The organism is Spirochaeta thermophila DSM 6578 (assembly GCF_000184345.1).
Taxonomy (GTDB): Bacteria; Spirochaetota; Spirochaetia; order Winmispirales; family Winmispiraceae; genus Winmispira; species Winmispira thermophila.
On sequence record NC_017583.1, the window covers coordinates 1279859 to 1305687 of the forward strand.

The 25829-nt window shown below is 58.0% G+C and carries 22 protein-coding genes; 4 read left to right on the forward strand and 18 right to left on the reverse strand.

Going from position 1 to position 25829, the window contains the following annotated elements:
* Position 1: 1 nt before the first annotated feature.
* From SPITH_RS05815 to SPITH_RS05855, 9 genes are all read right to left on the reverse strand, one after another.
* Entirely contained in the window at positions 2-793 is a 792-nt protein-coding gene (locus tag SPITH_RS05815) for an FAD synthetase family protein (protein WP_014624761.1), read from the reverse strand.
* Positions 778-1644 carry a tRNA pseudouridine(55) synthase TruB gene (truB, locus tag SPITH_RS05820; RefSeq protein ID WP_014624762.1) on the reverse strand — a complete coding sequence of 289 codons (867 nt, stop codon included), beginning with the start codon at positions 1642-1644 and terminating at the stop codon, positions 778-780. Before truB ends, SPITH_RS05815 begins: the two co-directional genes overlap by 16 nt.
* Positions 1644-2030 carry a 30S ribosome-binding factor RbfA gene (gene rbfA / locus SPITH_RS05825; RefSeq protein ID WP_014624763.1) on the reverse strand — a complete coding sequence of 129 codons (387 nt, stop codon included), beginning with the start codon at positions 2028-2030 and terminating at the stop codon, positions 1644-1646. The genes truB and rbfA overlap by 1 nt, the downstream gene beginning before the upstream one ends.
* A gap of 12 nt (positions 2031-2042) precedes the next feature.
* Positions 2043-4388 (reverse strand): translation initiation factor IF-2, encoded by a 2346-nt coding sequence (infB, locus tag SPITH_RS05830; RefSeq protein ID WP_014624764.1) that lies wholly within the window; start codon positions 4386-4388, stop codon positions 2043-2045.
* Between the two features lie 8 nt (positions 4389-4396).
* Positions 4397-5863, reverse strand: a complete 1467-nt coding sequence (gene nusA / locus SPITH_RS05835) for a transcription termination factor NusA (RefSeq protein WP_014624765.1) — start codon at positions 5861-5863, stop codon at positions 4397-4399.
* On the reverse strand, positions 5853-6335 hold the full coding sequence (locus SPITH_RS05840) for an LSm family protein (RefSeq protein ID WP_014624766.1): 483 nt from the start codon (positions 6333-6335) through the stop codon (positions 5853-5855). The genes nusA and SPITH_RS05840 overlap by 11 nt, the downstream gene beginning before the upstream one ends.
* A gap of 134 nt (positions 6336-6469) precedes the next feature.
* Complete coding sequence (locus SPITH_RS05845) at positions 6470-7714, reverse strand: IS256 family transposase (RefSeq protein WP_014624767.1); 1245 nt, start codon at positions 7712-7714, stop codon at positions 6470-6472.
* A 69-nt stretch (positions 7715-7783) separates the two neighbouring features.
* Positions 7784-9637: a histidine kinase dimerization/phosphoacceptor domain -containing protein gene (locus SPITH_RS05850; RefSeq protein ID WP_014624768.1), complete on the reverse strand. Its 1854-nt coding sequence runs from the start codon at positions 9635-9637 to the stop codon at positions 7784-7786.
* A gap of 87 nt (positions 9638-9724) precedes the next feature.
* Positions 9725-10222, reverse strand: a complete 498-nt coding sequence (locus SPITH_RS05855) for a ComF family protein (RefSeq protein ID WP_245523338.1) — start codon at positions 10220-10222, stop codon at positions 9725-9727.
* Between SPITH_RS05855 and SPITH_RS12425 the strand changes: the two genes are divergently transcribed.
* Positions 10190-10408 (forward strand): hypothetical protein, encoded by a 219-nt coding sequence (locus SPITH_RS12425; protein ID WP_245523339.1) that lies wholly within the window; start codon positions 10190-10192, stop codon positions 10406-10408. The two genes, SPITH_RS05855 and SPITH_RS12425, sit on opposite strands and share 33 nt — an antisense overlap.
* On the opposite strand, the gene mutS is transcribed toward SPITH_RS12425, so the two are convergent.
* Genes mutS through SPITH_RS05875 form a run of 4 tightly spaced genes read right to left on the reverse strand, consistent with a single transcriptional unit; the run spans position 10405 to position 20077 of the window.
* Complete coding sequence (mutS, locus tag SPITH_RS05860; protein WP_014624770.1) at positions 10405-13008, reverse strand: DNA mismatch repair protein MutS; 2604 nt, start codon at positions 13006-13008, stop codon at positions 10405-10407. The two genes, SPITH_RS12425 and mutS, sit on opposite strands and share 4 nt — an antisense overlap.
* 40 nt (positions 13009-13048) lie before the next feature.
* A complete protein-coding gene (locus tag SPITH_RS05865) occupies positions 13049-13573 on the reverse strand; it encodes an OmpH family outer membrane protein (protein WP_014624771.1) in 525 nt (174 codons plus the stop codon).
* Positions 13574-13587: 14 nt separating this feature from the next.
* Positions 13588-16176 (reverse strand): outer membrane protein assembly factor BamA, encoded by a 2589-nt coding sequence (gene bamA / locus SPITH_RS05870; RefSeq protein ID WP_014624772.1) that lies wholly within the window; start codon positions 16174-16176, stop codon positions 13588-13590.
* 19 nt (positions 16177-16195) lie between these two features.
* Complete coding sequence (locus tag SPITH_RS05875; RefSeq protein WP_245523340.1) at positions 16196-20077, reverse strand: translocation/assembly module TamB domain-containing protein; 3882 nt, start codon at positions 20075-20077, stop codon at positions 16196-16198.
* A 138-nt stretch (positions 20078-20215) separates the two neighbouring features.
* Here SPITH_RS05875 and SPITH_RS12430 point away from each other — a divergent pair, with 138 nt between their 5' ends.
* From SPITH_RS12430 to SPITH_RS05885, 3 genes are all read left to right on the forward strand, one after another.
* Complete coding sequence (locus tag SPITH_RS12430; protein WP_245523341.1) at positions 20216-20548, forward strand: hypothetical protein; 333 nt, start codon at positions 20216-20218, stop codon at positions 20546-20548.
* A 77-nt stretch (positions 20549-20625) separates the two neighbouring features.
* On the forward strand, positions 20626-21273 hold the full coding sequence (gene tmk / locus SPITH_RS05880) for a dTMP kinase (protein ID WP_014624774.1): 648 nt from the start codon (positions 20626-20628) through the stop codon (positions 21271-21273).
* A gap of 11 nt (positions 21274-21284) precedes the next feature.
* The gene (locus SPITH_RS05885; protein ID WP_014624775.1) at positions 21285-21896 is read left to right on the forward strand and encodes a hypothetical protein; all 612 of its coding nucleotides are present in this window, start codon (positions 21285-21287) and stop codon (positions 21894-21896) included.
* 3 nt (positions 21897-21899) lie between these two features.
* Here SPITH_RS05885 and queA read toward each other — a convergent pair whose 3' ends face one another.
* From queA to SPITH_RS05910, 5 genes are read right to left on the reverse strand one after another with little or no spacing between them, the layout of a single operon-like run.
* Entirely contained in the window at positions 21900-22913 is a 1014-nt protein-coding gene (queA, locus tag SPITH_RS05890) for a tRNA preQ1(34) S-adenosylmethionine ribosyltransferase-isomerase QueA (RefSeq protein ID WP_014624776.1), read from the reverse strand.
* Positions 22888-23916 (reverse strand): Holliday junction branch migration DNA helicase RuvB, encoded by a 1029-nt coding sequence (ruvB, locus tag SPITH_RS05895; RefSeq protein ID WP_014624777.1) that lies wholly within the window; start codon positions 23914-23916, stop codon positions 22888-22890. Before ruvB ends, queA begins: the two co-directional genes overlap by 26 nt.
* 49 nt (positions 23917-23965) lie before the next feature.
* Complete coding sequence (gene ruvA / locus SPITH_RS05900; protein ID WP_014624778.1) at positions 23966-24559, reverse strand: Holliday junction branch migration protein RuvA; 594 nt, start codon at positions 24557-24559, stop codon at positions 23966-23968.
* Complete coding sequence (ruvC, locus tag SPITH_RS05905; protein WP_014624779.1) at positions 24549-25058, reverse strand: crossover junction endodeoxyribonuclease RuvC; 510 nt, start codon at positions 25056-25058, stop codon at positions 24549-24551. Before ruvC ends, ruvA begins: the two co-directional genes overlap by 11 nt.
* Positions 25055-25795 carry a YebC/PmpR family DNA-binding transcriptional regulator gene (locus SPITH_RS05910; protein WP_014624780.1) on the reverse strand — a complete coding sequence of 247 codons (741 nt, stop codon included), beginning with the start codon at positions 25793-25795 and terminating at the stop codon, positions 25055-25057. The genes ruvC and SPITH_RS05910 overlap by 4 nt, the downstream gene beginning before the upstream one ends.
* Positions 25796-25829 lie beyond the last annotated feature (34 nt).

The following is a 25829-nucleotide window of genomic DNA, read 5'->3' on the forward strand; positions in this document are numbered from 1 at the left end:
TCTATTCTCCTTGTTCATGTAGTATCATCACCTCCAGAGAGGAGGAATCCCTCTCGTCGAGGGGGCTGATCCAGATCTCGGAAGGATGTATCACGATACGAAAGGGCTCTCCTCCCGTACCCCTTCCGGGATACTCCCCAGGGGGCGGAAGGATCTGAGGGATCTTCCATCTGGGAATACAAAGGGTTCCTCTCCCCTCCCCCGCGAGCCCCCGGAGATCAAGCGTATGGGGGCGTCCCAGCATGCGTTCCGCAGCGTCGAGTTCCCCTTCGAGAATCCTCTTTCTGATCTCGGTACTGCTCACGCGTGTACCATTCTGTGTCACGTCCTCCATCACCACGAGCTCTACCCCTCTCCTCGTGCACAGCTCCTCCGCTTCTGCTATCCCAACGGCTCCTCCCCTCCCGCACCTGAAATCCTTTCCGACGAGAAGTCTTTTCATGCGTGTGACATCGATCACACGCTCGAGAAACTCCCGTCCTTCGATTGTACTAAAATCACGGGAAAAGTCAATAACGAGTACATCGGGTATTCCCGTCTCGCGTATCCTCGAGACTTTCTGTCGAAGGGAAGTGAGACGTTCGTAGCGCTTGTCGGGTGAAAAGAGTTCCTCCGGATTCTTGTCGAAGGTGATCACGAGGGGATGGAGCGAGGATGAGAGGAGCGTTTCGAGGAGTTCCCGATGCCCTAGGTGTACACCGTCGAACACGCCTATGGTCACGGCGGAGTCTTCCGGATACCGAGGAAGGGAGAGAAACTCGGGCCACGTGAGCCTGTCTACGGAAGCACACATATGTAGCGATACCTCTCTTCCGCCTTTTCGATGAAGGCCAGAACCCTGCCGTCTCGACTCACGACGGTGTAGTACCCTTGTGCCTCTGGAGGGGTGTCCCACGTGTGGTCCGAAAGAGGGATTCCATGGGGTATGCCCCTCTCATGAGAAGGTTTGACTGTCAAAGGGGGGGCTGTTTCGGGATACGCGTTCAGGAACGCTTCCGGGGTGAGCACATCCTCGCCGGTAACCTCGTCGGGATGAACCGCGCCGTCGGATGAAATCGGACCGATCGCAGTGCGTTTCAGTTCGCTCACATAGGCACAGGTCCCGAGCCTGGATCCGATGTCTCGGGCGAGAGCCCGTATGTAGGTTCCTCCGGAGCAGGAGACCCGTACGGTCGCATAGGGAGGCCTCCATTCGAGGAGGGAGAGTGCGTATATCTCCACACGTCTGGGGGCCAGATCCGGTTCCTCCCCCCTTCTCGCCAGGTCGTGTGCCCGACGCCCTCCCACCCGCAGGGCCGAATAGGCGGGAGGAATCTGTTCGTATGTCCCGAGGAATCTTCCGAGGGTCTCCTTGAGCGCCTTTTCTTCGGGGACGGGGCCCACCTGAATGATCCTGCCTTCGGGGTCGAGAGTATCGGTCTCTTTGCCGAATTCGATGACGGCTTCGTATTCCTTGGATAGCGAGTGGAATATCGGTGTGAGTCGGGTGCATCGACCCGTGAGCAGGATGAGAAGCCCTTCGGCGAAACGGTCGAGGGTGCCGGTATGACCGGTACGAACGCCCCCGAGACGCCTGCGCACTCGTTCCACCACTTCGAAGGAGCGTATGCCGGGAGGTTTATGACAGAGGAGTATTCCGTTCATCAGCCCTCATCACCCCCCTGCGGGGGAGATGAGGCGTCCGAGGGGAAGAGGGCTTCGATCTTTTTGGAAATCTCGAATCCTTCCTTGATCGAAGAATCCGGAAGGAAGCGGAACCTGGGCACCGTCCTGGTGGTGAGTTTCTTTGCAAAGACGGTGCGGATGAAACCCGCCGCATGATTGAGCGCTTCCACGCCCTCTTCGACCGGAAGGCTGGGATCGTAGCTGGAGACGTACACTTTCGCGAACGAGAAATCCTTCGAGAGCTTGACGTGGTTTATCGATAGAGAGCAGTGGATGCGCGGATCCTTGAGCTCTCCCGAGACGAGCAGGCGGGCGAGTTCTTCCTGTATGAGATGTGCAAGTCGTGTCAGTCGTTCCTCTTTCACCTCGCCATCTCCTCATAGTTTCTTGGCTATTTCTCTACGCTCAATCACTTCGAACTGATCTCCGACCTTGATATCCTGGAAGCCCTCGAGGCCTATTCCACACTCGTATCCTGCGTCCACCTCTCTCACATCCTCTTTGAAGCGCTTGAGGGAGTTTATCCTGGTGGTGTGGATCACCACCCCGTCGCGGATCACGTTCACCTCTGAGTTCCTCTTCACCTTCCCCTCGAGGACATAACACCCCGCCACGGTGCCGATCCTGGGCACCTTGAAGGTCTCTCGGACCTCCACGAGTCCCACGACTTCTTCTTTGATTTCGGGCTCCAGCATGCCTTCCATGGCCGCCTTGATGTCGTCTATCACGTCGTAGATGATGGTGTAGCGTCGGATCTCCACCTTCTCCTTCTCTGCGAGGGTGCTCGCCTGGGAGGTGGGACGGACGTTGAAGGCTACGATGATTGCATTGGAGGCCGAGGCGAGACGTACGTCGCTCTCGTTGACCGCACCGGCTGCGGCGTGGATGATGCGCACACGGATCTCTTCGTTGGAGAGGCGCTCGAGTGCGGTCCTGATCGCTTCGGCCGATCCGTGCACGTCCGCCTTGATGATGATCTTCAGATCCTGGACCTCCCCCTCCTGGATCTTCTGATAGAGGTTGTCGAGGGTGACCTTCTGGACGTTACGGGCTTCTTCGAGCTTCTTGAGTTCCTGTCGCTTGGAGGCCACTTCACGCGCATGTTTCTCGCTTTCGGTGACCTGGAACGGATCTCCTGCTTCCGGAAGGCCGTCGAATCCGAGGACCTCCACCGGGGTGGATGGAGTGGCCTCTTCCTCTCGGTTGCCCCATTCGTCGAACATGGCCCGCACCTTCCCGCTGTACACCCCGGCCACGAATGGGTCGCCTATCCTGAGGGTTCCCCTCTGGACGAGCACGGTGGCGACGATGCCGCGGCCATGTTCGATCTTCGACTCGAGGATCTTCCCCTCCGCTCGACAGGAGTAGTTCGCCTTGAGTTCGAGGACCTCCGCCTGCAGGAGGATGGCCTCGAGGAGTTCCTGGATCCCCTGTTTCTTGAGAGCCGAGACTTCGCAATAGATGGTGTTCCCACCCCATTCCTCGGGGATGAGTCCGTACTCCGAGAGCTGCTGCTTCACCCTGTCAGGATTGGCATCGGGCAAGTCCACCTTGTTGATCGCCACGATGATGGGGACGTTGGCCTCCTTTGCGTGGTTGAGTGCCTCGACGGTCTGAGGCATCACCCCATCGTTTGCCGCTACGACCAGGACCACGATATCGGTGACCTGCGCACCTCGAGCACGCATGAGGGTGAAGGCCTCATGGCCGGGGGTGTCGAGGAAGGTGATCTTCCCCTGGGGGAGTTCGACCTGGTACGCGCCGATGTGCTGGGTGATGCCTCCGTATTCTCCTTCGGCGACATTGGCGGACCGTATGGCGTCGAGGAGTTTCGTCTTTCCATGGTCCACGTGTCCCATCACCGTCACCACGGGAGGACGAGGACGGAGGTCTTCTTCGGAGTCCTCCTCGCGTTCGATCACCGTCTCGTCGTAGAGGGACACGACGTTCACCTTGCAGCCGAACTCGTCTGCGAGGAGTGTGGCGGTGTCGGCGTCTATCTGCTGGTTGATGGTCACCATCATGCCCATGCTCATGAGCTTGGCGATGAGGACCGATGCCTTGAGATTCATCTTCTTTGCGAGTTCCGCTACCGTGATGGCTTCCGTGATGTCGATCTCCTTCGGCACAGGATTCGTCTCGATCTTCTTTTTCCGCTTGACCTGGTTGAGGATCTTCTCTTCCTGTTCACGCTCCTTCTCCAGGTAGAGTTCCCTGCGGCGCTCTCGCTCTCGTTCCTTCTGCTGTCTGGCCCTCGCCGCTTCGGGGGTCTCGCCTGCAAGTGGAACGGGAGGGGCTCCCGTCTTGGGAGTGATCCTCAGCCTGGGCTTCGCACGGTCCGCTCCCTGATCCCGGGACGGGGGGCCTCCCGGTTTCGGCCCTCTGTTCCGCTGGGGCCGGGGGGGACGCCTATCCCCCCGAGGACGAGGGGATCGTGAACGATCCCGCGGTCCTTCCTCGCGGGTGGGCTGCGGGGGAGTCGAAGGGGGCGACGTGGGCTCCGAAGTTTTCGCTTCCGGCCCTTGAGGCTGCGGGGGTTCCGTGGACGGGGCCTCCTCCTGGGTGTCCGTCTTTGCGACGGCTACTACCTTCTTCGTCTTCTTCACCACCACCCGTTTCTTCTTGACGGGTACCGCAGGAGTGGGAGGCGTCTCCTCCTTGGGCTCGGTGTCCTGGTGTTTGATGAGTGTGACTTTTGGTTTTTTTTCCTGTTCCTGTGCCATGATGTATCCTAGTTCTCCTCTTCTTCATCTGTAAACACGAGCTCCACCCCACACTGCGGACAACGATCCATTCCCGGAGTCACCTCGGCGGAACATTCGGGGCAGAGGTATGTCTCGACATACTCTTCTTCTCCCTCCTCCGTCATCCCCTGCGCCGTCTCCTCTTCCTCCACGATTTCGACGGCGTCCTCGAGGATCTTGCCGATGAGTTGCCTGTCCTCTTCGGTGAGCTCGGGGATGTGCTCGAGTCCGTTGTCCTGATAGGCGAAGACGAGATCCTCTATCTCCTCGTATCCCTGACGGGAGAGGATCTCCACGATATGTGGGGGAAGACCCGGGAGTTCTTCTATCCTCGTGATCTCCTCCACTTGTTCATCGAGGTCGCTGAAGACGGCGGAGACCGCTTCCATGGCCTCCTTTCCGATACCCATCTCTTCGACCTGTTTGGCGGTCTTCACGTCGATGTTCCAGTCGACCAGGCGATTGGCGAGACGGACGTTGAGCCCCTGCTTTCCGATGGCGAGTGAGAGCTGGTTGTCCTTCACCACTGCGAGGGCGTGTTTCTTGTTGCGGTCGAGGATGATGACCTGCTCCACCTCGGCGGGAGAGAGGGAGTTCTTGATGAAGGCGACCGGATCGGGGTCATAGCGGATCACGTCCACGCGTTCCCCCTCCAGTTCGTTCACCAGGGCCTGGATGCGCACGCCTTTCACCCCCACACACGCACCCACCGGGTCCACCCCTTCTTTCCTTGAGTAGACGGCGATCTTGGTGCGATATCCCGGTTCGCGTACGATCTTGAATATCTCGACGGTCTTGTCGTAGATCTCGGGGACTTCCAGTTCGAGTATCTTGCGCACGAATTCCGTGTGGGTGCGGGAGAGGATCACCTGGAGGCCGGAGGGGGTCTTGTTGACTTCGTAGATGAGGGCCTTGATCCTGTCGTTGGGACGGTAGACCTCTCTCGGGGACTGGTATTTCCGCGGCAGTATGCCTTCGATCTTGCCGAGGTCCACGTAGATGTTGCCGTTCCGTTCCCGCTGGTAATACCCGATGATGAGTTCTCCCACCTTGTCCTTGAACTCGGAGTAGAGGGTGTCCCTCTGTATCTCCTTGAGTTCCTGTTGGGCGCGTTGTTTCGCCACCTGCACCGCCCCGCGGTCGAAGCTCTTGGGGTCCACCTCCATGAGCAACTCATCGCCTGGTTCGGCCTCGGGCGCGAGTTTCCTGGCCTCGGAGAGGGGGATCTGGAGCACTTCGTCTTCGAAGTCTTCGTCGGCCACCACCTGCTTCTTCGCGTAGAGGGTCACTTCGGTGCCGTCTTCGGAGAACTCCACGTGGGCGTTCTCCGCTGTGCCGAATCTCTTCTTGTACGCGGCGAGGAGGAAGTCCTCGATGGTCTTCTGGACGAGCTCCTCCGGTATGCCGCGTTCCTGCACGAGCATCTGAATGGCTTCTTTGAGATCAGTGGCCATAGGGGGTAGTCTCCTCTTGGGTGAAGTCTAATTTCGCTTTTCCTATGGAGTCAATAGGGATGGACCGGCGCTCCGCTCCCTTCCGGAGCACGACGTGGTCTTCGGTGACGGCCTCGAGAATGCCCCCCTCCCACCGCTGGCTACGCGTGTCGAGGAGTTTCAGGCCTTTCCCCACGAAGAGTGCGAGTTCATCCCTGTTCTTGAGCACACGGTCGATACCCGGCGACATGACCTCCATGTGGAGGTCGGCAAGGTCGAGGAGCAGCTGTGCCTTGGGTTTGAGGAGCCTGAGGACACGGGCACAGTCGTCGACGGAGAGGTGTGCGCCGTGGATGACTATTTCGAGGGCCGCTCCTCCTCTACGATACCTGAGGTGCAGTTCAACGAGGGCGTAGCCCATCTTCTCAAGGAGCGGCACGAAGTGCTGATACAGCTTCTCTTCTTCCGGAGTCCGGATCGCTCTGGGTAACAAGGGCGTGCCTCCTCGCCGGGTAAAAAAAGAGAGTCGAGGAGTCTCGACTCTCTGCTGCCCACTCATCATCTTCCTCTCGTATAAGGTAGCAGGGAAGGCTCCATGTGTCAATGGGAGGTGTCGGTAGGGCACTGTCAAGGGGGAGTGTTGAAATTGAGCTGGAGTTGATAAGGGGTGCATCTCCCCACCTCTTGTATCACCTGCATGCCCACCACGTAGAGGCCTACCACCTCATCTGCATGGGCACGGCTCATATACCCAGGATACCTCCGCAGAAAGCTCCTCATGTGACGAAACATGTTCTCCGCAAGGTTGCTCGTCCTCACCTTCTCCTTCCACTCATAGGGTAACTCCAGATAGGAGAAGAGCCGCTCCTTCCGCCACAGGAGAGCAGCCGTCATCCGGGGGGCCTTCGTCGCCCACTTCTTCACGAATGCCTCGAACGCTTCCTCTGCCTCCTCCTTCCCTCCTGCCTCAAAGAGCCTCCAGTACTCAGTCCGAAAGGCTCGCCTCTCCTCCTGGAGGTGAGCCTTCTTCCCCTTCTGGTCCCCCATATCCTGCAGAAGCTTCTGCTCAAGGGTGCATTGCAGGTGCCAGAGGCATACCTGCTTCTTCGCCTCAGGATACACGGTCTCCACCGCCTGCCAGATCCCCTCTGCCTCATCGGCCACCACCAGCTCCACCTCCTCAAGCCCTCGCTCATAGAGTTTGGTAAGGAGTCGCTCGTAGCTCGCCCGGTCCTCCTGCTCCGCAACCACCCAGTCGAGGAGCTCATGAGACCCGTCCTCCTTCACTCCCACGGCACTCAGGATCACCAGCCCCCTCCTCCCTTTTCCCCTCAGCTTTCCCCACACCCCATCCAGCACGAGCGCCTTCACCCCTCTAATGGGCCGCCTCCGCCACCGCTCTTTCTCCTCGCGAAGACGCTTTATGAGCCTAAGGAGTGTCTGCGGGTGAGCCTCTCCTATCCCCAGCTCCCGTAACAGAATGGCCCACGTCCGCGCGCTCATCCCTCTCACATACCCAAGGAGGAGCTGCTCAGCGAGGGCCACGAGCCTCTGCTCGTAGGTCACCAGCTTTACCTCCTTCCCCCCGCCGGTGCGAATGCGGGGCACGCGTACCTCCTCGATCGGCCCCCAGGGGGTCTGCACGCTCTTCCACTTTCTGTAGCCGTACCGGTAGTACGGTGCCTTCTCAGCTTCCCCTCGTGCATATCGTGGTCGTCCCACTGCCTCCTCTCTCAGCGTCTCAAGGAGGTGCTCCAGGTACGTCTTGTAGGTGTGGCGCACCTCCTCCCGGAGTTGGGCCTCCACTTGCTTCATCAGATCAGAGAGGGTATACTGTGTATCAATCAGTGTGCGTGTGTTACCACGCTTCATGGGGTATCTCCTCCTTCTTTCAGAGGTTTGGTGGTGGGAGATACCCCTTATCTTTTTTCCCCGCCTTTTTCAACACTCGATGTTACAGTCCCTGTCGGTAGACCATTCGAAGGCTGAGAAGGGAATGCGGGTTTCGAGTTCCACTTTCCGGGGAGAGAGGGGGGTGCGGGTGAAGACGACCTGTCCTCCTAGCTGGGGGAGGAGTCCCTTGACGAGGAGGGATCCCAGGATGCGTTTCTTGAATTCCACCTCTCTGGAGGGAGAGAAAACGGCTCTCATGGTGAGGATGTACCCTTCCTCATGGGAAAGAAGTTCGAGCGTGGAAGGGTCTGATGGCGATGCGTAGGAACGGAGTGCTTCGAGGAAATAGGAGAGGAGGATGCCGTAGGGGATGGCGGAGGCGAGGGGTACGTGGGGAGAAGCGGAGGGATGGTAGTAAAGGGAGAGACCGGTGGTCTTGTAGAGGGAGACGATGTGGTCGAAGAGTTGGGCGAGGTCGATGCTGGTGAGGGATGGTTGGGTGTAGGCCATGTCGTGGACCAGGGCTATGGTGTGGAGGAGTTGTCGTATGAGGTGGAGCGTGTCTTTGGCCCGTCCCGAGGGGAGTGTTTCCATCTCCAGGGTGAGGATGCTCACCATGGTCTGGAGGTTGTTCTTGACCCGGTGGTCGATCTCCTTGAGGAGGAGTTCCCGTGCCGCGAGGTGCTGGAGGACCTCCTCGTGTTGCTGGTCGAGTCGTTGTTTGAGATCGATGAGCGCGCGGGATATCTCCCCGAGCTCGTCGGTTCGCCGGGAGAGGGTCAACAGGTCGGCGGGTATGGCCTCCTGGAGCCTCAGGACCCTGGTGTGGTGGGTGAGGAGGTCGAAGTGCCGGGCGATGTTCCTCGAGGAGAAGAGGGCGATCACTACGACCACGACCATGAGGATGAGGATGGTGAGGAGGGCGGCGAGCTGGGCACGACGGAAGGGTGCGGTGAGGGAGTCTCTCGGGACGGCGGTGAGGAGGTGGAAGCTCGTGGACCGGGAGGTGAGGAGGTGTTCCTGGAGGTAGACCGGGATCCCGTCCAGTTCGGTGAGGGTGATGGTCTCGGGATGGTGGCGGGTGAGGGAGTCATCCCGGGAAGGGGTGCCCGATCCCTCCCGGGAGTCCAGGGGGGCGAGGAGGCGGTATGGCGGCAGCGCAGGGGCTGCGGCGAGAAGGTGGTGAGAGTCGTCGAAGAGGTAGCACCGGATGTCGAGGGGTGTCGTGAGGGTCTCGAGGATGCGGGAGAAGTGGAGGAGTTCTATGGTGACGGTGCTCACACCGATCGTGCGGTCTCCGAGTCTGATGGGGGTGCTCACGGCCATGGCGGGGGCGTCGCTCGAGGCGAGGCGGTAGGGGGGGGACCAGATCATGGTGCCGGCGTCGAGGGCCTCGGTGTACCAGGGACGCGTGCGGGGGTCGTATCCGGCTACACGCTGGAGCTCGGTGCCGGGGGAGAGGGAGGGGGTGGGAAAGAATGTGAGGTCCCCTTCCCTGCCTGCCGGTCGGTAGCCGTACCTGATTCCTTGCGGGAGGCGTTGGACTTCCACGTAGGTTCCGTCTTCCATGCCTGCGGCCACGATGGAGATTTCAGGGTGGGATTCGATTTCCTCGAGGAAGAGGGCGTGGATCTTTTCGATGGGGAGGGAGGGGTGGAGTGAGATGATGTGGGCGTTGATGAGGGCGAGGTCGGCGGGCGGGTCGAGAAGGGCGTGGAGCTCGGAGGTCACGGCGCGTTCGATGGCGGAGAGGGATTTCTCGGCGGTGGTGTGGGCAATCCGGGGGAGGGAGAGGTACATGTGGAGTCCGCCCGCGGCGAGGGCCCCTATGCTCGCGACTATGACGGGGATGAGGATGCGGTCGATGAGGCGGGCTGAACGGGAGGACGGGGGGTGTGACATCCTATCAGGTAGTATAGTGCAGATGGGCGGGAAAGGCAAAGCAAAGGAGGATTGGTGGGGGTGGGACGAGGAGATGGCGGAGGAGGGTCAGATGTCGCGGGCGAGGGCGAGGGCGTAGACGGTGGAGACTCCTCCGGTCCGAAGGATGTGGGCGCACTCCCCTATCGTGGCTCCCGTGGTGACTACGTCGTCCAGGAGGATGACGGTGCGGGGAGGGTCGACGGGGGAAGGGGTGGCCCGGTAGACGCCGAGGACCGAGGTGAGGCGAAGGGCGCGGGGAAGGTGCTTCTGGGGGTGGTAGCGGGTGGGGTGTGTGTGCTGAAGGCGGAGGGGGGATCGGGGACGGCGGGTGAGCCGGGTGAGATGACGGGCGACGAGTTCGGTGTGGCCGAATCCGAGGGTGCGGAGGCGATGGGGGTGGGTGGGGACGGGAATGACGGGGGCGTCGGGAGGGAAGGATGCGAGGGCGGGGAGGAGGAGGGTGGCGATGAGGCGCGCGAGATGCCGCTGTCCGTGATGTTTGTAGGCGAGCAGGAGACGGGGGATGGTGTGATGGTAGAGGAAGGGGGCCTGGAGTGCGTCCACGGAGGGGGGGATGCAGCGTGGGCATGGGGAGGCGGGTGTAGGGAGGGGTTGGCAGCAGCGGGGGCAACGAGGGGGAAGGATCGGGATGAGGCCGGCGAGGCAGCGGGGACAGAGGGGATGGAGGGGATGCGGGCGGGGGATGAAGGCGCCGCATACCTGGCAATGGAGAGGCGCGAGCAGATCTAGGATCGCTTCGAGAGGAGTCGCTTCCATCGTGCTATGGCATTGAGGGCTTCGAGTGGGGTGTGCCTTTCCACGTCGAAATGCGAGAGTTCTTCCGCGAGGAGTTCGTATGGTGAGAACAGTTCGGGCTGCTCGTCCCTGGAGTCGGGCGGGGGGATGGAGGGGCCCCCTTCGGTTCCAGTGAGATCTTCCTCCCTCCGGCTCAGAGCCTCTTCTATCGCTCGGGCCCGTTTCACCACAGCCTCCGGGACACCGGCCAGTCGTGCCACGTGTATGCCGTAGGATTTTTCCGCGGCCCCTGCCCGCACTCTTTTGAGGAAGACGATTCCATCCCGATCTTCCCTTACCGCCATACTGAGATTGAAGACCGCGGGATGTGTGATCTTCGTGAGCTCGTGGAAATGGGTGGCGAAAAGCGTGCGGGCCTTCACCCTCTCCAGGAGATACTCCACCACAGCCCATGCAATGGAAAGGCCGTCTATGGTTCCCGTGCCCCTCCCTACCTCATCCATGATGATCACGCTCCTCGGAGTGGCGTGATGTAGGATGTAGGCGGTTTCGTTCATCTCCACGAGAAACGTGGATTCCCCGCGGGCGATGTTGTCGCTCGCTCCCACGCGGCAGAAGAGGCGGTCCGCGATCCCTATCACCGCTTCCTTCGCAGGGACGAACGACCCCATCTGGGCCATCAGCACGATGAGGGCGTTTTGTCTGAGAAAGGTGGACTTGCCTGCCATGTTCGGTCCGGTGATGACGGCGAGGGTCCTGCGGGGGGGATCGAGGAGGAGGTCGTTGGGGACGAAACTCCCTGTGGGAAGATGGGCCTCCACCACGGGATGACGCCCCTCCTTCACGTCGAGCACGAGTTCGGTAGTGAGGACGGGTCGGGTGTATCCGTATCGGGTCGCCGCATAGGCGAGCGACTGGAGACAGTCGATGGCTGCAACGCTCTTTCCGAGGGCGAGTAGTCCTTCAAGATGTGTCTTGGTTCGTTCGCGAAGATCCATGAAGATCTTCCGCTCCAGCTCGACGAGTCGCTCCTCCGCCTCCGCGAGCTGGGATTCGAGCTCGATGAGACGTTCCGTGGTGAATCGTTGTGTCTGAACCAATGTCTGACGGGGTATGAAATAGGAGGGTACCAGATGGGCGTTCGCCCGGGTGACCTCGAAGAAGTACCCGATCACCTTGTTGTATTTGAGTTTGAGCGAGCTTATCCCGCTCCGTTCACGTTCCTCCTGGAGATAGCGATCCAGGATCTCCTGGCTGTGATCCCGAAGGGTTCGGCAGCGGTCGACTTCCGGATCATAGCCTTCGCGTATGATGTTGCCCTCATTGAGGGAGGTGGCGGGGTTGTCCATGAGAGCAGGTAGGAGCGAGTCGGCGAGGGTGGACAGCGTCTCGAAGAGATCCACGGGGAGGAGGAAGGAGGAGAATGCTTCGATCCCGGAGAGGAGTGCAAAAGCCTCTTCATACGCCTCGATGGTACCGGCTATGGCGAGGAGGTCCTTTGCGTGTGCCTTGTCCAGGGCGACCCTCGTGGCGAGGCGTTCGATGTCCAGCATGGAAGCGAACAGCTTCCTCAGTGTCTGGAGAAGGTGCTGGTCCCGATAGAGGTGCTCCACGGCTTCGAGCCGCGCCTCTATGTCGGCGGGTGCGACGAGCGGATAGAGGATCCATCGTCGGAGGAGGCGGGCTCCCATGGGGGTGGTGGTGTGATTGAGCACTCGATAGAGTGTGAAGTGCTCCCCCCCGTCCTGAATATTCTTCACCAATTCGAGATTCCTGATGGTCGTTTCATCGAGAAGGAGCGCGTCTTCCTCCCGATAGGGATGGATGGAACGGACGTGGGGAAGAAGGGTGTGACACGTGTCTTCGAGGTACTGGAGGAGAGGGCCAGCGGTGATGAGTTCTGGAGAATCCTCTTCGAGCCCGAATGCCTTCAGGTTCACACTCCTGAAGTGTCGTACGAGTCGTTCGAAGGAGGTACGGGGATCGAAATACCATTCGGGGAACCGGTTGACATAGATCTCACCATGGGCATCGAGGACTTTCTGGATCTCGGGTTCCTCCATCGCGGACTCGGGGAGGATGAGTTCAGAGGGAGAGATGCGGGCGAGTTCCCGTGCGAGGATCTCGGCAAAGGATCCGGGGGCGGTGCCGGCAAGGAATTCCCCGGTGGACAGCTCCACGCAGGAGAGGGAGACCCGCTCCTTGCCGGCGGGAGCTGCCGCGAGAAGGAAGTTGTTCTTCTGTTTTTCGAGGAGCTCCTCATCCGTGACCGTGCCGGGGGTGATCACTTCGATCACTTCCCGGCGGGCGAGTCCCCTCCCCTTCTCCGGGACTTCCACCTGTTCACAGATTGCGATCTTCTTTCCCGCCCGGAGGAGTCTTGCGATATAGTTCTGAGCGGCGTGGAAGGGTATCCCACACATGGGAATCCCATTCCTCTGGGTGAGGGTGATGCCCAGTATCCGGCTCGCCTCCTTTGCATCGTCTGCGAACATCTCATAGAAATCACCCAGACGAAAGAAGAGGATCTCCTCCCTATAACGCTTCTTGAATTCCCAGTATTGCTGCATCATGGGGGTCTGGAGATCCTGCATCATCCCTCCATGGGTCGCACGATGGGACTGCCTGATACCGTCAGCGAGCGCTTCCCATGAGCCGTTCGATCACGAGATCCGTGATATCCACTTCCTTGTGCCACCAGAGGAGATCGGGATCCGTGCTCTTGAAGATGACGCTGAACCCGTGTGTCTCGGCCACGTATTCTAGCGCGTTTTTCAGCTCCTGAAGGAAGGTGGACGATTCTGTGAGCTTTCTCTGCCGCTCTTCGAGTTGCTGGGTTTTTACTCGATAGTAATCCCTCAGATACTGGGTCTTCTGATAGATCTGCTGATCGAGGGCCAACGCCCGCTCCTCGTTTCCCGCTTCCTGTGCCTGGAGTTTCTGCTCCTGGAGGGCCTTTATCTCGGCGGTAAGTCGGTTCACCTCCTCCTGAATCTCTGTCTTGAAACGCTCTATCTCTCTCACCGCCGAAGAGTTTCGGAAAAAGGCCATCGCCACCCTGTTGATGTCGACCACGGCCACTGTGGTGAGTTCCTCTGCATGGGCGAGCGTACTTCCGAGTAAGAGAAGTCCTGTCACAAAGATGAGTATGCGCTTCATGGGTCCCTCCCGCTCTAATAGAGGTCATATCCGATGGTGAAGACGAAATCCAGACCGAGCGAGTCGGGGAACAGACTCCCCTTCTGCCATTCTATCTTGTCGTCCATCACCTTGAAACGCTTGGCGATGTAGAACCGGAGAGGGAACTGAGGGATGACGAACCGGATCCCTCCTCCTATCCCGAACCGGTAGTTTTCCAGGGGAATATCCCAAGGAGCCGTTACATCCACCGAAAATGCTGGAAAATCGAAATAGAAGTCCCACCACATGATCTGTTCGAGAAGGGGCATTCGGAGCTCTATCCAGTTGTCCCATAGGGTTCTCCCCCCTCCGATGGGTTCTCTCGACCATCCCCTCCCCACAAAGAATCCGTCGACATAGAGTTGATCCAGAGAAGTAGCCTGATAGGTGGGTGGTTGAGGAACCCAGAACTGGTCCAGGTTATACGTGAGCCTTGTATGAGCGGCGAGCACCCACTTGAAGTTCCAATTTTCGGCTACGGGAATGTCGAAGAGTGTGAGATATCCTTCCAACTTCGTGGTGGGCTGGATATAGTGACGGCTTCCGCCCAGGAAACCTCCCACGAGAAGGAGCTGTTGGCTGAGATAGTATCCCGAGCTGGGACTATAGAAGATATCCCGGGTATCGAGAGAGATTCCAAGGTTCCATTTGTTGACAAACAACCACTTCCCTCTGTTTTCCCGCGTCGTGGGATCGAAAGGACGATATCTGCTCGCATCGTAGTCGAGAGTGGTGAGTGAAGTGGAAAAGTAGGTGCTGGGAGTGAGTCTCCCCACAGGTGTATAAAAACGGTATCCTGTATTGATTCCGAAAGAAATCGCCCATGCTTCGTAGTTCATGAGATATTCTTCCGGTATAGTGAAGCCGTTTCTCCTTGCGTATTCGTAATCGGTTATCACCTCCCCGGCGTCGATCTGTTCCTGGGAAGGATTGGGCACGAGCTCTCCAGTCTCCGCATCCACCCATTGCCCTGTATAAAGACCATTGTCGGGAACAGCGTTCTCCTCATTTCCCACGAACACTATCCCATCTATGGCAGTGTCCTGGGGGATCGTCCTCCCGGTGTCCTTGTGAGAGATACTCAAACTCACTCCGCCCGTCCACCGTTTCCCGAAAAGCCATCTGTCAGTGTAGTTGAAGCCGAGGGTTTGTTCATTCGGTGCCGCCGTCAGGTTCACACCGAAGTCGAGTCCATAGCCCAGGAAATTCTGGTCGCTCCAGGCCACGGTCGCCGCTACGGGGAAATCGCTGCTCCCACCGAAGTTCACCCCGAACTGGATATTGGCGGTGGGCGCTTCCTCGACATTGATCACCAGATTCATGAGCCCTTCGGTACTTCCGGCAGGGGTTTCGGGAGTGATTGAGGTGAAGTATTGAAGATTATAGAGATTGCGCAGACCTTCCACGATCTTGGTCTTGCTGAAGACGTCCCCTTCCTCTATGGGGAGTTCCCGGAGGATCACGAAGTCCTTGGTCTTGGTGTTTCCCCTGAGGATGATATTCTCTATGTGCGCCCGCCCACGTTCCTCTATCGTCACATGATAGGAGACGAGATGCTGTTCGGGGTCCTTCTCTTCCCTGAGGTCGATCCGGTTGAAGATGTAGCCGTTCTCGTAATAGAGGTCGAGGAGCTTCTGGTAATCCCGGGTGAAGGCGGTGCGGTCGAACAAATCCCCTTCATTGAGAGTGAAAAGTTCCTGGAGTCGTTCCGTGGAAAAGATCTTGTTGCCTTCGAAAGTGATTCCTCCGAACCTGTACTGTTCCCCTTCCGAGAGATAGATGGTGATGTGGAGGTAGTGACGATCCCCCTCTATTTCCTCGGTCTTTTCCACGTGGGTGATCCGTGCGTCGATATAGCCGCGTTGGGCGTAGTAGTCTTCGATCTTCCTGAGATCCTCCTGGAATGTCTGTTCGTTGTATACTCCACTCACGAGGAATCCCTGTGGTTTGGTCTTCATGAGTCCCCGGAGCGTCTTTTCAGGGTAAAGCAGGTTACCCGAGAAGGTGATGGACCTCACGATGATCTGGGGACCTTCCGAGATCACGAAGACCACTTCGGTTCCCCGATCCCCTTCCCGTAGGATTCCTTCCACGGAGGCTTCGGGGAAACCTTTCTCATGATAGAGCTCTATGATGGCGCGCTCGTCGGCCCTGAGTTTCGCCTGTGTGACCATGTCGCCCCGTTTCAGGAGTATGGTGTCGAGGAGTTCCGAGTCCCTGACCCTCTGATTCCCTTCGAAGGTGATCCGATCCACGGAAGGGAATTCCTTCACCTCGAAGTGGATGATCACCGCGGAGTAGTTTTCGTCGGCGGGTTGTGCGCTGGGGATGATCTCATCGAAATATTCCAGGGCGTAGAGCTTGCTCTGGATCTCCCAGAACAAATCGTTGGTGAAGGTCTTTCCCACATAGGGCCTGAGAATCCCCCGGATCTCGTTTTCAGACACGGCCGAGAGTCCTGAGAACGAGAACTCTTTTATCGGTTTGCCGAGATACCAATCGGGAGGAGGTTCTTGAGCGAAGAGTGGAAGAGAGATCACTACCGACAGGAGGAGGATGATAAAACGACGCGTTACTCTCATGAACACTCCTTTCCTCATGCTAATAAGTAAATCGCCACTTCAAGGAAATCGTCTGATCGGGGATGAAGAGTTCTTCCGGATGCTCGGGAGCGAACTTCCAGGAGAGGAGGAAGAACGGAGTATTCCATTCAACCGTCACCTCTACATTCACCTCGAACCCTCCGAAGCTTCGAACCTCCGAAGCGAGGGGGTTCTCCGCTGCAATCTGGAAGAGGGATTCCAGAAACACATCGGAGCCAAGATACTTCCCCACCAGGATAGTGGTATTGTCGAGATACTTTCCAAGAGATGGCGATTGCCTGTCAAGAGGGTACTCAGGGGACTGGAGGGCGCTCTCGAGAACGTTCTGGAAGAGGTGTGTCCGTACCGAGAAGACGTCCAGCCCGAAGGTCTTCTTCACCGAGGTCTCGAACTCCCTCATGAGGGCGAACTGGCTCACGAGGTCGGTGGTGAGGCCTACGAGGGAGACCGGGCTGAGGAATCCCTCGGCGAACTCCTCGTTGAACCGCTGACCGAGTACGATGTTGAGATCCTCAGGAGGAAGCGGAGGATCCGACTCGAAACGGGGTGAGAACTGGGAGAGCGGGGTGTTGTAGGAGACGAGATAAATCCTTATGGGGTCTCCCTTGTAGAAGTCCCTCATCTCGGCTCGAACGGTGATCCGGGGATCGAATTTGTCCTGATTTTCCTGAAAGAGGATGCTGCCTTCCCTCACATAGAAGCTTCGTTCGAAGTAGAAGACTTCCCCCCCCCGCAACCCGATATTCCCCTCCAGGGAGAAGCTCCCCTCACCCCCGTGAGCGGTGTACCGGAGTCTTTCCCCGGTATCGGCATAGAGTCGAAGGATCGGCAGGGTTCGTGTGGGCCACACGAACTGCACATCGGGACCCGATTGGATTCGGAGATCTATCTCGAGGGGAACGGGTTCCCCTTTTCCCGGGGCCTCAGTCCTTCTTTGAGCAAGTGTCACCACCGTGGACTCGGCCAAGATATCTCCAGCGATGGAGAGGGACTGGGGGGTCTGTTCGATGGTCACGAACCCTGCCGCATAGCCGTCTACCTGAAGAGTTCCGAAATCGTAGAGGATGTGGAGTCGGTTGGGGGAAAGGGTGGCGATGGAGATCTGGAAGAACGGGAGACTCCATGCCTCTCTCGTGAAAGCACCCGAGAGGATCACGGTGGCGTCTCCTGCAGTGATTCTGGAGGGGAGGATCTGGAATCCTTCTCCCTGGAACTCCAACTTCAGACGTTCGGACGAGATTTCTTCGGGTACGAGGAAGAACACACCCCTGAGCTCTCTGCCCTCGAGGTTCCCCGTGAGGGTCGGATCTCGGGGGTCTCCCTCGAGGGAAACCTCACCGGTGAGGATTCCCTCTCGAATCCTCACCACGCCCAGATCGAAGAGCGGTTGAAACGATTCCACGTCGATCCGCGAGAATGCCAGGGTGAGAGAAAGATGCTCTTCACGGATCGTTCCTTTGATACTCCCCTGCAGAGGAAGGGGTGAACTGAAACTCGCATCGAGTGCTCCGTCCTCGAAGGAGAAGGCAAGGCTCGCTGCGTTCGACGGGCCGCCTCTGAGCGTGACACCCGCAGGCGTATAGGCGAAGAGGAACCTCCAGACTGGTTGTCCCTCTACGAGTGAGACCTTGTGTAGGACGAGCGACCCGGTACAGGAGAGTGAAGGAAGAGAGTGGAGGAAGGGGGAGAGATCATCGAACCGTTGTTCCATAGTGCCGTACAGACTCACCGGGGTGCTCTGTGTCGTTCTGCCCACTGCGAGAGAGAGATCCGTTTCCCCTCTGAAGGTTCCCGAGGAAAGATCGTAGGTCAGATGGAAACCGCTGAGGCGGTGCTGTGCGAGGAGGAGTTCCGAGAGAGAGATGCTCATGGTCGAGGAGCTTTTCTCGAAAGATCCGTTTGCGGCCAGCGGGATGCCGTTGACACTCCCTTCCGTCAAAGTGACCGTTCCTTCGAGATCTGGATCGTTCCAAGGCCCTTCGAGGTTCACGGTGGCGGTAAGCCTCCCTCGTGCTTTCTCCTCTGTCCACCTCCCGAGCGGGGCCTCTCTTGCGTACGCGGAGAGGTCGATACGTGAAGAGGAGATATCTGCCTGGAGGCCGTACCGTTCCCTGGTCGTCTTCGATTGCAAGACGAGTTCCCCTGCCAACCGTCGGCGGGTGAGGAGCCCCTCCAGTCCCTCGGGCAGGACCAGGCTCATACTTCCTTCGAGATTGGAGTACGAATCACCGTAGGAAAGATCGAAGGCCTCGATTCCCGATGGATCGATGGCGATGCGTCCGCTCAGATTCCCTCGGACTGAGGGGAGGAGAAAGAGATCGGTCACCCTGAGATAGGGGACATAGATCCACCACTCGTCTGTGGTGTGGAACTCGCCCGACAGGTCGACACTCACCTGCGGAGAGGATTGACCGCGCATCATCGGCAGAGGAAGAGTTCGCGTCTTCCCTCGGAAGACCCACCTGCCCTCTTTCTCCTCCAAAAGAAACGTCAGATTGTCTCCCGACAGGGAGAACTCCTTCTCCTGCAGTATACCAGAGAAGCGATAGAGGATATTCTCGACCAACAACTCGCCGGAGAACCTCTGTGTATCCCGAAGTGCCAGGGAGAATGTCCCTTGAAAGGGCACGGTATAGAGGGTGCCCGAGGAAGAAAGGGAGAGCTGATCGGGGGTGAGAGAGAGCGTGAGGGAGGCATCCGCCTCCTCAGAGATCGAGAGTACGATGTCCTCCATGCTGGAGACACGATACCGTGACGCGTCGAAATCGAATTCGAGCGCACCTCTGATGGTGGCCTGCTCGGGGATGATCGGATGCCAACGTCGTTGCGATCCGGAGAGGGCGAGGGTGAGATCGGACAAGGAGAGATCGCGGAAGAGGAGGAGTCCCTGCCCTCTGAGGGACGACGGACCGGAGGACGGGAAGAGGTGGGTTTCCCCATAGACATAACCCTCACCTTTCCGGGGGAGGAGGAGCACGTTGAGCGTGTATTCCTGTCGTACGATATCACCTTCAAAAGAGAGCTCTGCTCTCGAGAGCTCGAATCCCCCCCATGATGCGTCTCCGGAAAAGGCATACCCTTTTATCGTCTCGTTCGATCCCGAGATGTTCACATTGAATCGTCCGCTCATGCTCTCGAACGAGGACATCCCCGGAGATCGGGCCTCCGATATGTGCAACCTGCCCTGGAATGAGAACGGATGAATGTCGAGCAATCCTTCCATGGAGGCCCTGCCGTATCGGGTGAAGGCGGTAAGATAATCCAGGTGAATCCGGGAATTCTCCCCATCGAGCGAAAAGGCTATCGAGTGGAGATCCTTCGAGAGGAACGAAGCCGAGCCGCTTCCCGTATAGCGGAGAGTACGGGCGGGGAGATGATATGAGATTTGAAGATGGGTGGAATACGTGGCATCGAGGAAAAATTTCAGATTCGCGGGCATGCTCTCGAGGAGAGGTCCCCTGAACTGCGAGCTCGGTTGGAAGTCCTCGGTGAGTACCATGAGGTTGAGTGTGGAGGATGACCATTCATATTCTCCAAGGATGTCGTATGGGACCGATGCCTGAAGGTTCTGGAAGGAGAGGGCGTCGTTTCTTACAGACAACAGAAACCGCTGGGTGGAGAGTTCTATCCTGCTCCCCTGTAGGGAGCAGGATAGCTCCATCTCCATGCTCGGCATGTCCGGGGAAAAGGTGCCCCTCGCTCGTACCGGTACCAAGAATGTCCTCTCCGGGAGTACTCCCTCGTAGTAGGCGGCGGTCTCATGAGAGATATCCAAGAAGAGGGAAGCGCTCAGAGAGTATCGTGCGGATCCATCGTTGCCAGGAGCAATGTCGACACGAACGTCTCGCCCCATGATGCGAGATTCGTCCGGGAGTACCATCTGGAAGCTCCCGCGACGGATGAGGACCTCGGGAGGCAGCGAAGAGAGTACCCGTTGGAGGGAAAGAGACGCGGTGCGCCTGGAATGGGGTAAGGCAGGACCTTCCGAGGGATGAGTTTCGTGTGTAGTCCAGAACACGTGGACATCGGTGAGCTCGATTTTCTTCAACAGGGAGGAGGCATCCCCTCTGAGCAGGGCGAGCGCACTATAGGTGAGCACCCCCTCTCCCACGTATACGACGAAACCTCCCTGGGCGTCTCTCAATTCCACATGTTTGATTTTCACGAAAGGAAAGATGTAGGGTTCGATCGAGCCATAGGAGACCTCGATATCCCATCGGGATTCAACGTCGTGCAGGACCTGGGTGATGAGAAATTGGAGACTTGGTGTGGCACTGTGCCTGAGGGTGAACGAAACTGCCCACGACAGTACAAGAAAGGAGGTCACAAGAATGAGGAGCAAAAGAGATGAGGGCAGTCGCTTGGTCATGTCCTTTGTATCACTCCGGGAAATTGCGCTTCGCTTGTTTATCGTATAAATTCTATCACATGTCATCTCGTAAAAAAAGCAGCGGCAGGACGATCCTTTCCCGTTTCGTCGTCTTCGAGGGGATAGACGGCGCAGGAACCACGACACAACTCCGCAAGGTGGCGTCCTCCCTGAAGGGACGTGGTCACCCCCTGTGGGAGACACGGGAACCGACCGACGGTCCTGTGGGGGTTTTCATCCGAGAATGTCTTGCAAGCGGTCTCTCCCTCCCTGCGTCCGTGTATGCGTACCTGTTCGCCGCTGATCGAGACCTTCACGTCTTCGGAGAAGACGGGGTCATGGTTCGGGTGGGACGGGGGGAAATCGTGCTCTGTGACAGGTATCTTCACTCTTCTCTCGCCTATCAGAGCGATTCCGATCACACGAGGGAATTGGTAGAGGATCTCAATCACAGGTTCCCGCTCCCCGAGGTGGTGATCTATCTGGATACGCCCGTGGAGGAGTGTCTCCGACGTCTTTCCTCGAGACCCCAGAAGGACCTTTTCGAGCAGAGGGAAGTGCTCATGAACGTGGTTTCCCGATATAGAGAGGTGCTCCGGGCATACGAAGCAGAAGGTGGCAAGGTTCTCTATGTGGATGGCACACAGCCGCCGGATCTCATCTCCCGGGAGATCTTGAAGTTTTTGGAAGGAATACTCGATATCTAATAGAGTAAGATATGAAGAAACGGTGGCATAGGACGGTAGTTTCCCTCCTCCTCTTCCTCGTGAGCATCCTTCCCATCCACGGGTACAAGGTACTGTACGCTGAACAATGGTACCGGCTCTTTCACCTCCATTTCTATCAATACCCGGAACGCTGTGCCGAGAATATCTACTATCTCGAGCAGGCCTTGCGGGCGGACTTCGCCAATCCTCTGAATGCCCTTGCGAGGATCGGGAATCCCACCGAATGGGAGTACTACCGCTACCTCTTTTCCATGCACGTGAGTCTCAAGCTTGTGGAGCAATACCTCCTCTGGGGCTCCAAATACGACAAGCAGGTTGCCTATTTCTACAACGCTCCGTGGAAAGAGCAGAACCTCGAGAGTCTGGACAAGGCAGAGGCACTCTATCGGTACGCACTGGTGTACTGGGAAGAAGCGAGGAGATGGGCGGAAAAGGCAGAGCCATTATCGTATCTCTTCCTCCCGGAGATACAGTACTGGGCCGATGAGCGAGTCAGGATAGCGAGCGGGGAACTCGATTACCAAGAGATCATCGGCGAGCATCTCACCCGCCTCCAATCGGTACGCGAGGCCTTCCTCGCCATGGATGAGCACACCTACTGAGAGCTAGATGATGAGCATGGCGTCGCCATAGGAAAAGAAGCGATAGCGATGCTCTATCGCCTTCCTGTAGGCCTCTAGAAGGAGGTCCTTGCCGAGGAAGGCGGAGACCAGAAGGATCAAGGAAGAGCCGGGGGTGTGGAAATTGGTGAAAAGGTGATCGATCACTTTGAAGGTATACCCCGGATAGATATAGAGCGAAGTTTCTTGCCATCCACGTTTGAGTCTTCCATGCTCCCAGGCGGACTCGAGAGCCCTTGTCGATGTGGTCCCCACTGCACACACAGGGATGTGTCGGCTTTTTGCGCTTTCTATGACCCGTGCGGTTTCTTCTGAGATATGAAATCTCTCCGTATGCATCCTGTGCTCCTCCACGTTTTCGGTCCTCACCGGCTGGAAGGTGCCCAGTCCCACGTGGAGCGTGAGGAAGGTTACGGTGTGACGCGACTTCAATTCATCCATCAGAGCAGGGGTGAAGTGGAGTCCCGCAGTGGGGGCGGCCGCTGATCCCGGGTGTCGGGCGAATACCGTCTGGTATCGTTCCTCATCCTCAGGGAGATCCGCTCGTTTGATATACGGAGGAAGAGGGACGTGGCCGTGTCGATCGAGATAGGCCTCGTCGATGGGGGGAGAGATGCGGACAAGACGGAGTCCGTCTTCCATACCTACGATTTCCGCTTCCCGTCCACCGGGAAGGTCGTAGACCACACCTGCCCGTTGTCGTCTGGTCCGGGAAACCAGTGCCTTCCACAGAGAGGGTTCGACTTCCTCGAGGAGAAGGATCTCGACCTTTCCTCCTGAATCTCTCCTCGTGGCCAGGATGCGACTCTTCCTCACCCGGGTATCGTTGAATACGAGACATGAGGGAGGGAGGATCAAGGGAAGCTCCCTCACGTACGAGTGTTCGATCCGGCCCGTTTCCCTGTGGACCACCATGAGGCGGGCATCTTCCCTTCGCTGAGACGGATGTTGGGCGATGAGATCTTCAGGAAGATCAAAATAGAAATCTTTGAGTTTCATCGTCGCTGTCTTTTCCTCTGGGCGGGATGTTGAGATGGTCATATCCTCGAGGGGTGACTATGCGTCCACGAGGGGTCCTCTGGAGAAAACCGCACTGAATCAAGTAGGGCTCATAGAAGTCCTCGAGTGTATCCACACTTTCTCCAAGGGCGATGGCGAGGGATTCCGCACCTACCGGGCCTCCGTCGAACTTCGTGATGATGGTGTCGAGTATGCGCCTGTCGTGTGCCTCGAGACCGGCCTCATCGATGCCCAGGCGATCCATGGTGAGTCGTACGATCTGAGGGGTGATCACGCCTTTCCCGTAGACCTCTGCGAAATCTCGCGCCCTCCGGAGCATCCTATTGGCGATCCGAGGGGTTCCACGGGAACACGAAGAAAGGAGATCGAATGCAGGTTCCTCCACGCTCAACCCGAGGATACGGGCGGAACGGCGGAGAACCTTGATTATGTCTTCTTTTTCATACAAGTTAAAGTGAAATGTTATGCCGAATCGTGAGACAAGGGGCGTCGCCAGTTTTCCGGCCTTGGTCGTGGCCCCAACGAGGGTGAACGGGGGTACGGGTATTCTCACGGTCCGTGCCGAAGGACCTTGCCCTATGATCCAGTCGATGACATAATCCTCCATCGCCACATAGAGCATCTCTTCAATGGCTGGTTTGAGCCTGTGTATCTCGTCGATGAAGAGCACGCTTCGAGGACTGAGAGTGGTGAGTATCCCTGCCAGATCCTTGGGTTTTTCGAGAGCCGGGGCGGACGTGATTCTGAGTTCGACCCCCAACTCGTGGGCGATGATACTTCCAAGGGTGGTCTTCCCAAGGCCGGGCGGCCCACTGAGGAAGACGTGATCGAGTGCTTCCCCACGTTGTCTGGCGGCACGGATGAATACCTTGAGGTTCTCCTTGATTTCCTCTTTGCCCTGGAACTCCGAGAGAGAGAGAGGACGGAGACGCTCCTCCTGCGCATCCTCCTCTCGTTTCAACGGTGAGAGGGTGTGGTCCATATCTCCATCCTACCTCGTGGCTGAAGGTACGACAAGCCGATGCTCTGGGTCATTCGCTCAACCTGATGATCGCTCTTCGCAGTATCTCTTGTTCTTTCCCCTCTACGCTCTCCCCTCCGGAAACTTCCTGGATGATATCCGGGAGCACGCTCTCGGCGCGCGATCTGTCGAACCCCATTTCCGCCAAGGCTTCCACGAGTTCTCGATGCGGTCCGGCTTTTTCCGTCCCACCTGGCCCCTGTTTCACATAGCTGCCCTTCAGGGTGAGAAGCAGCTTCTGAGCCGTTTTTTTCCCTATTCCCGGGGTCTTCGCCAGTCGAGCGAGATCCTCGTTCTGGATGATTTCCCGGAAGATCGGTACCGGAACGGAGGAGATGATACGCAGGGCCTGTCGCGGCCCGACCCCTTGTACCTTGAGGAGATCCAGAAAGAGCCTGCGTTCTTCCCTCGATGCGAAACCGATCAGGGAAAGGACATCCTCCCTGTGGTAGAGGTACACATAGAGGAGGAGCGAATCCCCGGGTTCAGGGAGCTGCGAGAGGATACTGCTCGGCACGTCTATTTCCCAGGTGAGCCCCCCGGTTTCGATGAGCACCTTTTCTCCATCGACGCCTCTATAGACACCTCTCACACTATAGAGCATCTTCCTCTCCCTGGGTGGCGAAGGGTGTGCCATGCTGGTGCACGTGGCAGAGTGCGATGGCCAAGGCATCGGAGGCGTGATCCGACATTTTTGTGTCCGGAAGGTTGAGCAGGAGTCTGAGGAAGCGTTGGATTTCCGCCTTATCCGCTCTGCCATGGCCTACGATGGCTTGTTTCACCATCTGGGGTGCGTAGGTATAGACGGGGATGTCCTCCATGGCCGCGGCGAGTGAAACCACCCCCATGGCCTGGGCCACATAGAAGGCGCTGGTGGTATTACGGGCGAAGAAAAGCTCCTCCATGATGATGGCCTCGGGCTCATACTTCAGGAGGAGCTCCTGCACGTGGCGGAAAATCTTCAGCAGTCGTTCGGACTGGGTGTGGCCGGAAGACGTCCTGATGGTACCGGCGATGATATATTTATGTCCTCGACCGTCGGTCTCTATCACTCCGTAGCCGGTAGTGGCAAGGCCGGGATCGATCCCCAGATAACGCTTCATTCCACAGTCATGTCGTCGGGGAGTTCCAGGTTCGTGGAGACCGATTGGACGTCATCGTTGTCCTCGAGCGCCTCGATGAGCCTGAGCACCTTCTCCGCCGTCTCCTTGTCCACGGTGATACGGGCGTCCGGGATGAGGCTTATCTCGGCGGTCTCATATTCGAACCCTTTCTCCGTGAGGCCCTGCTGGACTTCCTCGAAAGACGAGGGGTCGGTGAGTACCTCTATCACTTCCCCGTCGGAGGAGACGTCCTCGGCCCCTGCTTCCAACGCTGCCTCGATGATCTCATCCTCGGTGTATTTTGTCGCATCGAAGGTGATGAGGCCCCGCTTTTTGAAGAGGTAGGAGACACACCCGGTTTCTCCCAACGATCCACCGTGCTTGGACAGGATGTGCCTCACCTCCGAAGCCGTGCGGTTCTTGTTGTCGGTGAGGGCTTCGATGATGATGGCAACTCCCCCCGGTCCGTAGGCCTCGTAGACGATTTCGGTGTAGTCCGCTCCTTCGAGTTCCCCCGTCCCTTTCTTGATGGCCCGCTCTATGTTTTCCTTGGGCATGTTGGCGGCTTTTGCCTTGAGGATCGCCGTGCGGAGTCGGGGATTGGCCTCAGGATCTCCACCTCCTGTCCGAGCTGCTACCGAGATCTCCTTGATGAGTTTTGTGAAGACCTTACCACGCTTGGCGTCCATCGCGGCCTTCTTGTGCCGGATCGTCGCCCATTTACTATGTCCTGACATCGTGACTCCTGTTGGATGTGATGAAGTTCATTCG

Bases quoted from the DNA above. Each gene is read 5' to 3' on its own strand.
- SPITH_RS05815 (WP_014624761.1), bottom strand. From the start codon at position 793: ATGTGTGCTTCCGTAGACAGGCTCACGTGGCCCGAGTTTCTCTCCCTT.
- truB (WP_014624762.1), bottom strand. From the start codon at position 1,644: ATGAACGGAATACTCCTCTGTCATAAACCTCCCGGCATACGCTCCTTC.
- infB (WP_014624764.1), bottom strand. From the start codon at position 4,388: ATGGCACAGGAACAGGAAAAAAAACCAAAAGTCACACTCATCAAACAC.
- nusA (WP_014624765.1), bottom strand. From the start codon at position 5,863: ATGGCCACTGATCTCAAAGAAGCCATTCAGATGCTCGTGCAGGAACGC.
- SPITH_RS05845 (WP_014624767.1), bottom strand. From the start codon at position 7,714: ATGAAGCGTGGTAACACACGCACACTGATTGATACACAGTATACCCTC.
- SPITH_RS05850 (WP_014624768.1), bottom strand. From the start codon at position 9,637: ATGTCACACCCCCCGTCCTCCCGTTCAGCCCGCCTCATCGACCGCATC.
- SPITH_RS12425 (WP_245523339.1), top strand. From the start codon at position 10,190: ATGGTAGAGGAAGGGGGCCTGGAGTGCGTCCACGGAGGGGGGGATGCA.
- mutS (WP_014624770.1), bottom strand. From the start codon at position 13,008: ATGCAGGATCTCCAGACCCCCATGATGCAGCAATACTGGGAATTCAAG.
- SPITH_RS05865 (WP_014624771.1), bottom strand. From the start codon at position 13,573: ATGAAGCGCATACTCATCTTTGTGACAGGACTTCTCTTACTCGGAAGT.
- bamA (WP_014624772.1), bottom strand. From the start codon at position 16,176: ATGAGAGTAACGCGTCGTTTTATCATCCTCCTCCTGTCGGTAGTGATC.
- SPITH_RS05875 (WP_245523340.1), bottom strand. From the start codon at position 20,077: ATGGTACTCCCGGACGAATCTCGCATCATGGGGCGAGACGTTCGTGTC.
- tmk (WP_014624774.1), top strand. From the start codon at position 20,626: ATGTCATCTCGTAAAAAAAGCAGCGGCAGGACGATCCTTTCCCGTTTC.
- SPITH_RS05885 (WP_014624775.1), top strand. From the start codon at position 21,285: ATGAAGAAACGGTGGCATAGGACGGTAGTTTCCCTCCTCCTCTTCCTC.
- queA (WP_014624776.1), bottom strand. From the start codon at position 22,913: ATGAAACTCAAAGATTTCTATTTTGATCTTCCTGAAGATCTCATCGCC.
- ruvB (WP_014624777.1), bottom strand. From the start codon at position 23,916: ATGGACCACACCCTCTCACCGTTGAAACGAGAGGAGGATGCGCAGGAG.
- ruvA (WP_014624778.1), bottom strand. From the start codon at position 24,559: ATGCTCTATAGTGTGAGAGGTGTCTATAGAGGCGTCGATGGAGAAAAG.
- ruvC (WP_014624779.1), bottom strand. From the start codon at position 25,058: ATGAAGCGTTATCTGGGGATCGATCCCGGCCTTGCCACTACCGGCTAC.
- SPITH_RS05910 (WP_014624780.1), bottom strand. From the start codon at position 25,795: ATGTCAGGACATAGTAAATGGGCGACGATCCGGCACAAGAAGGCCGCG.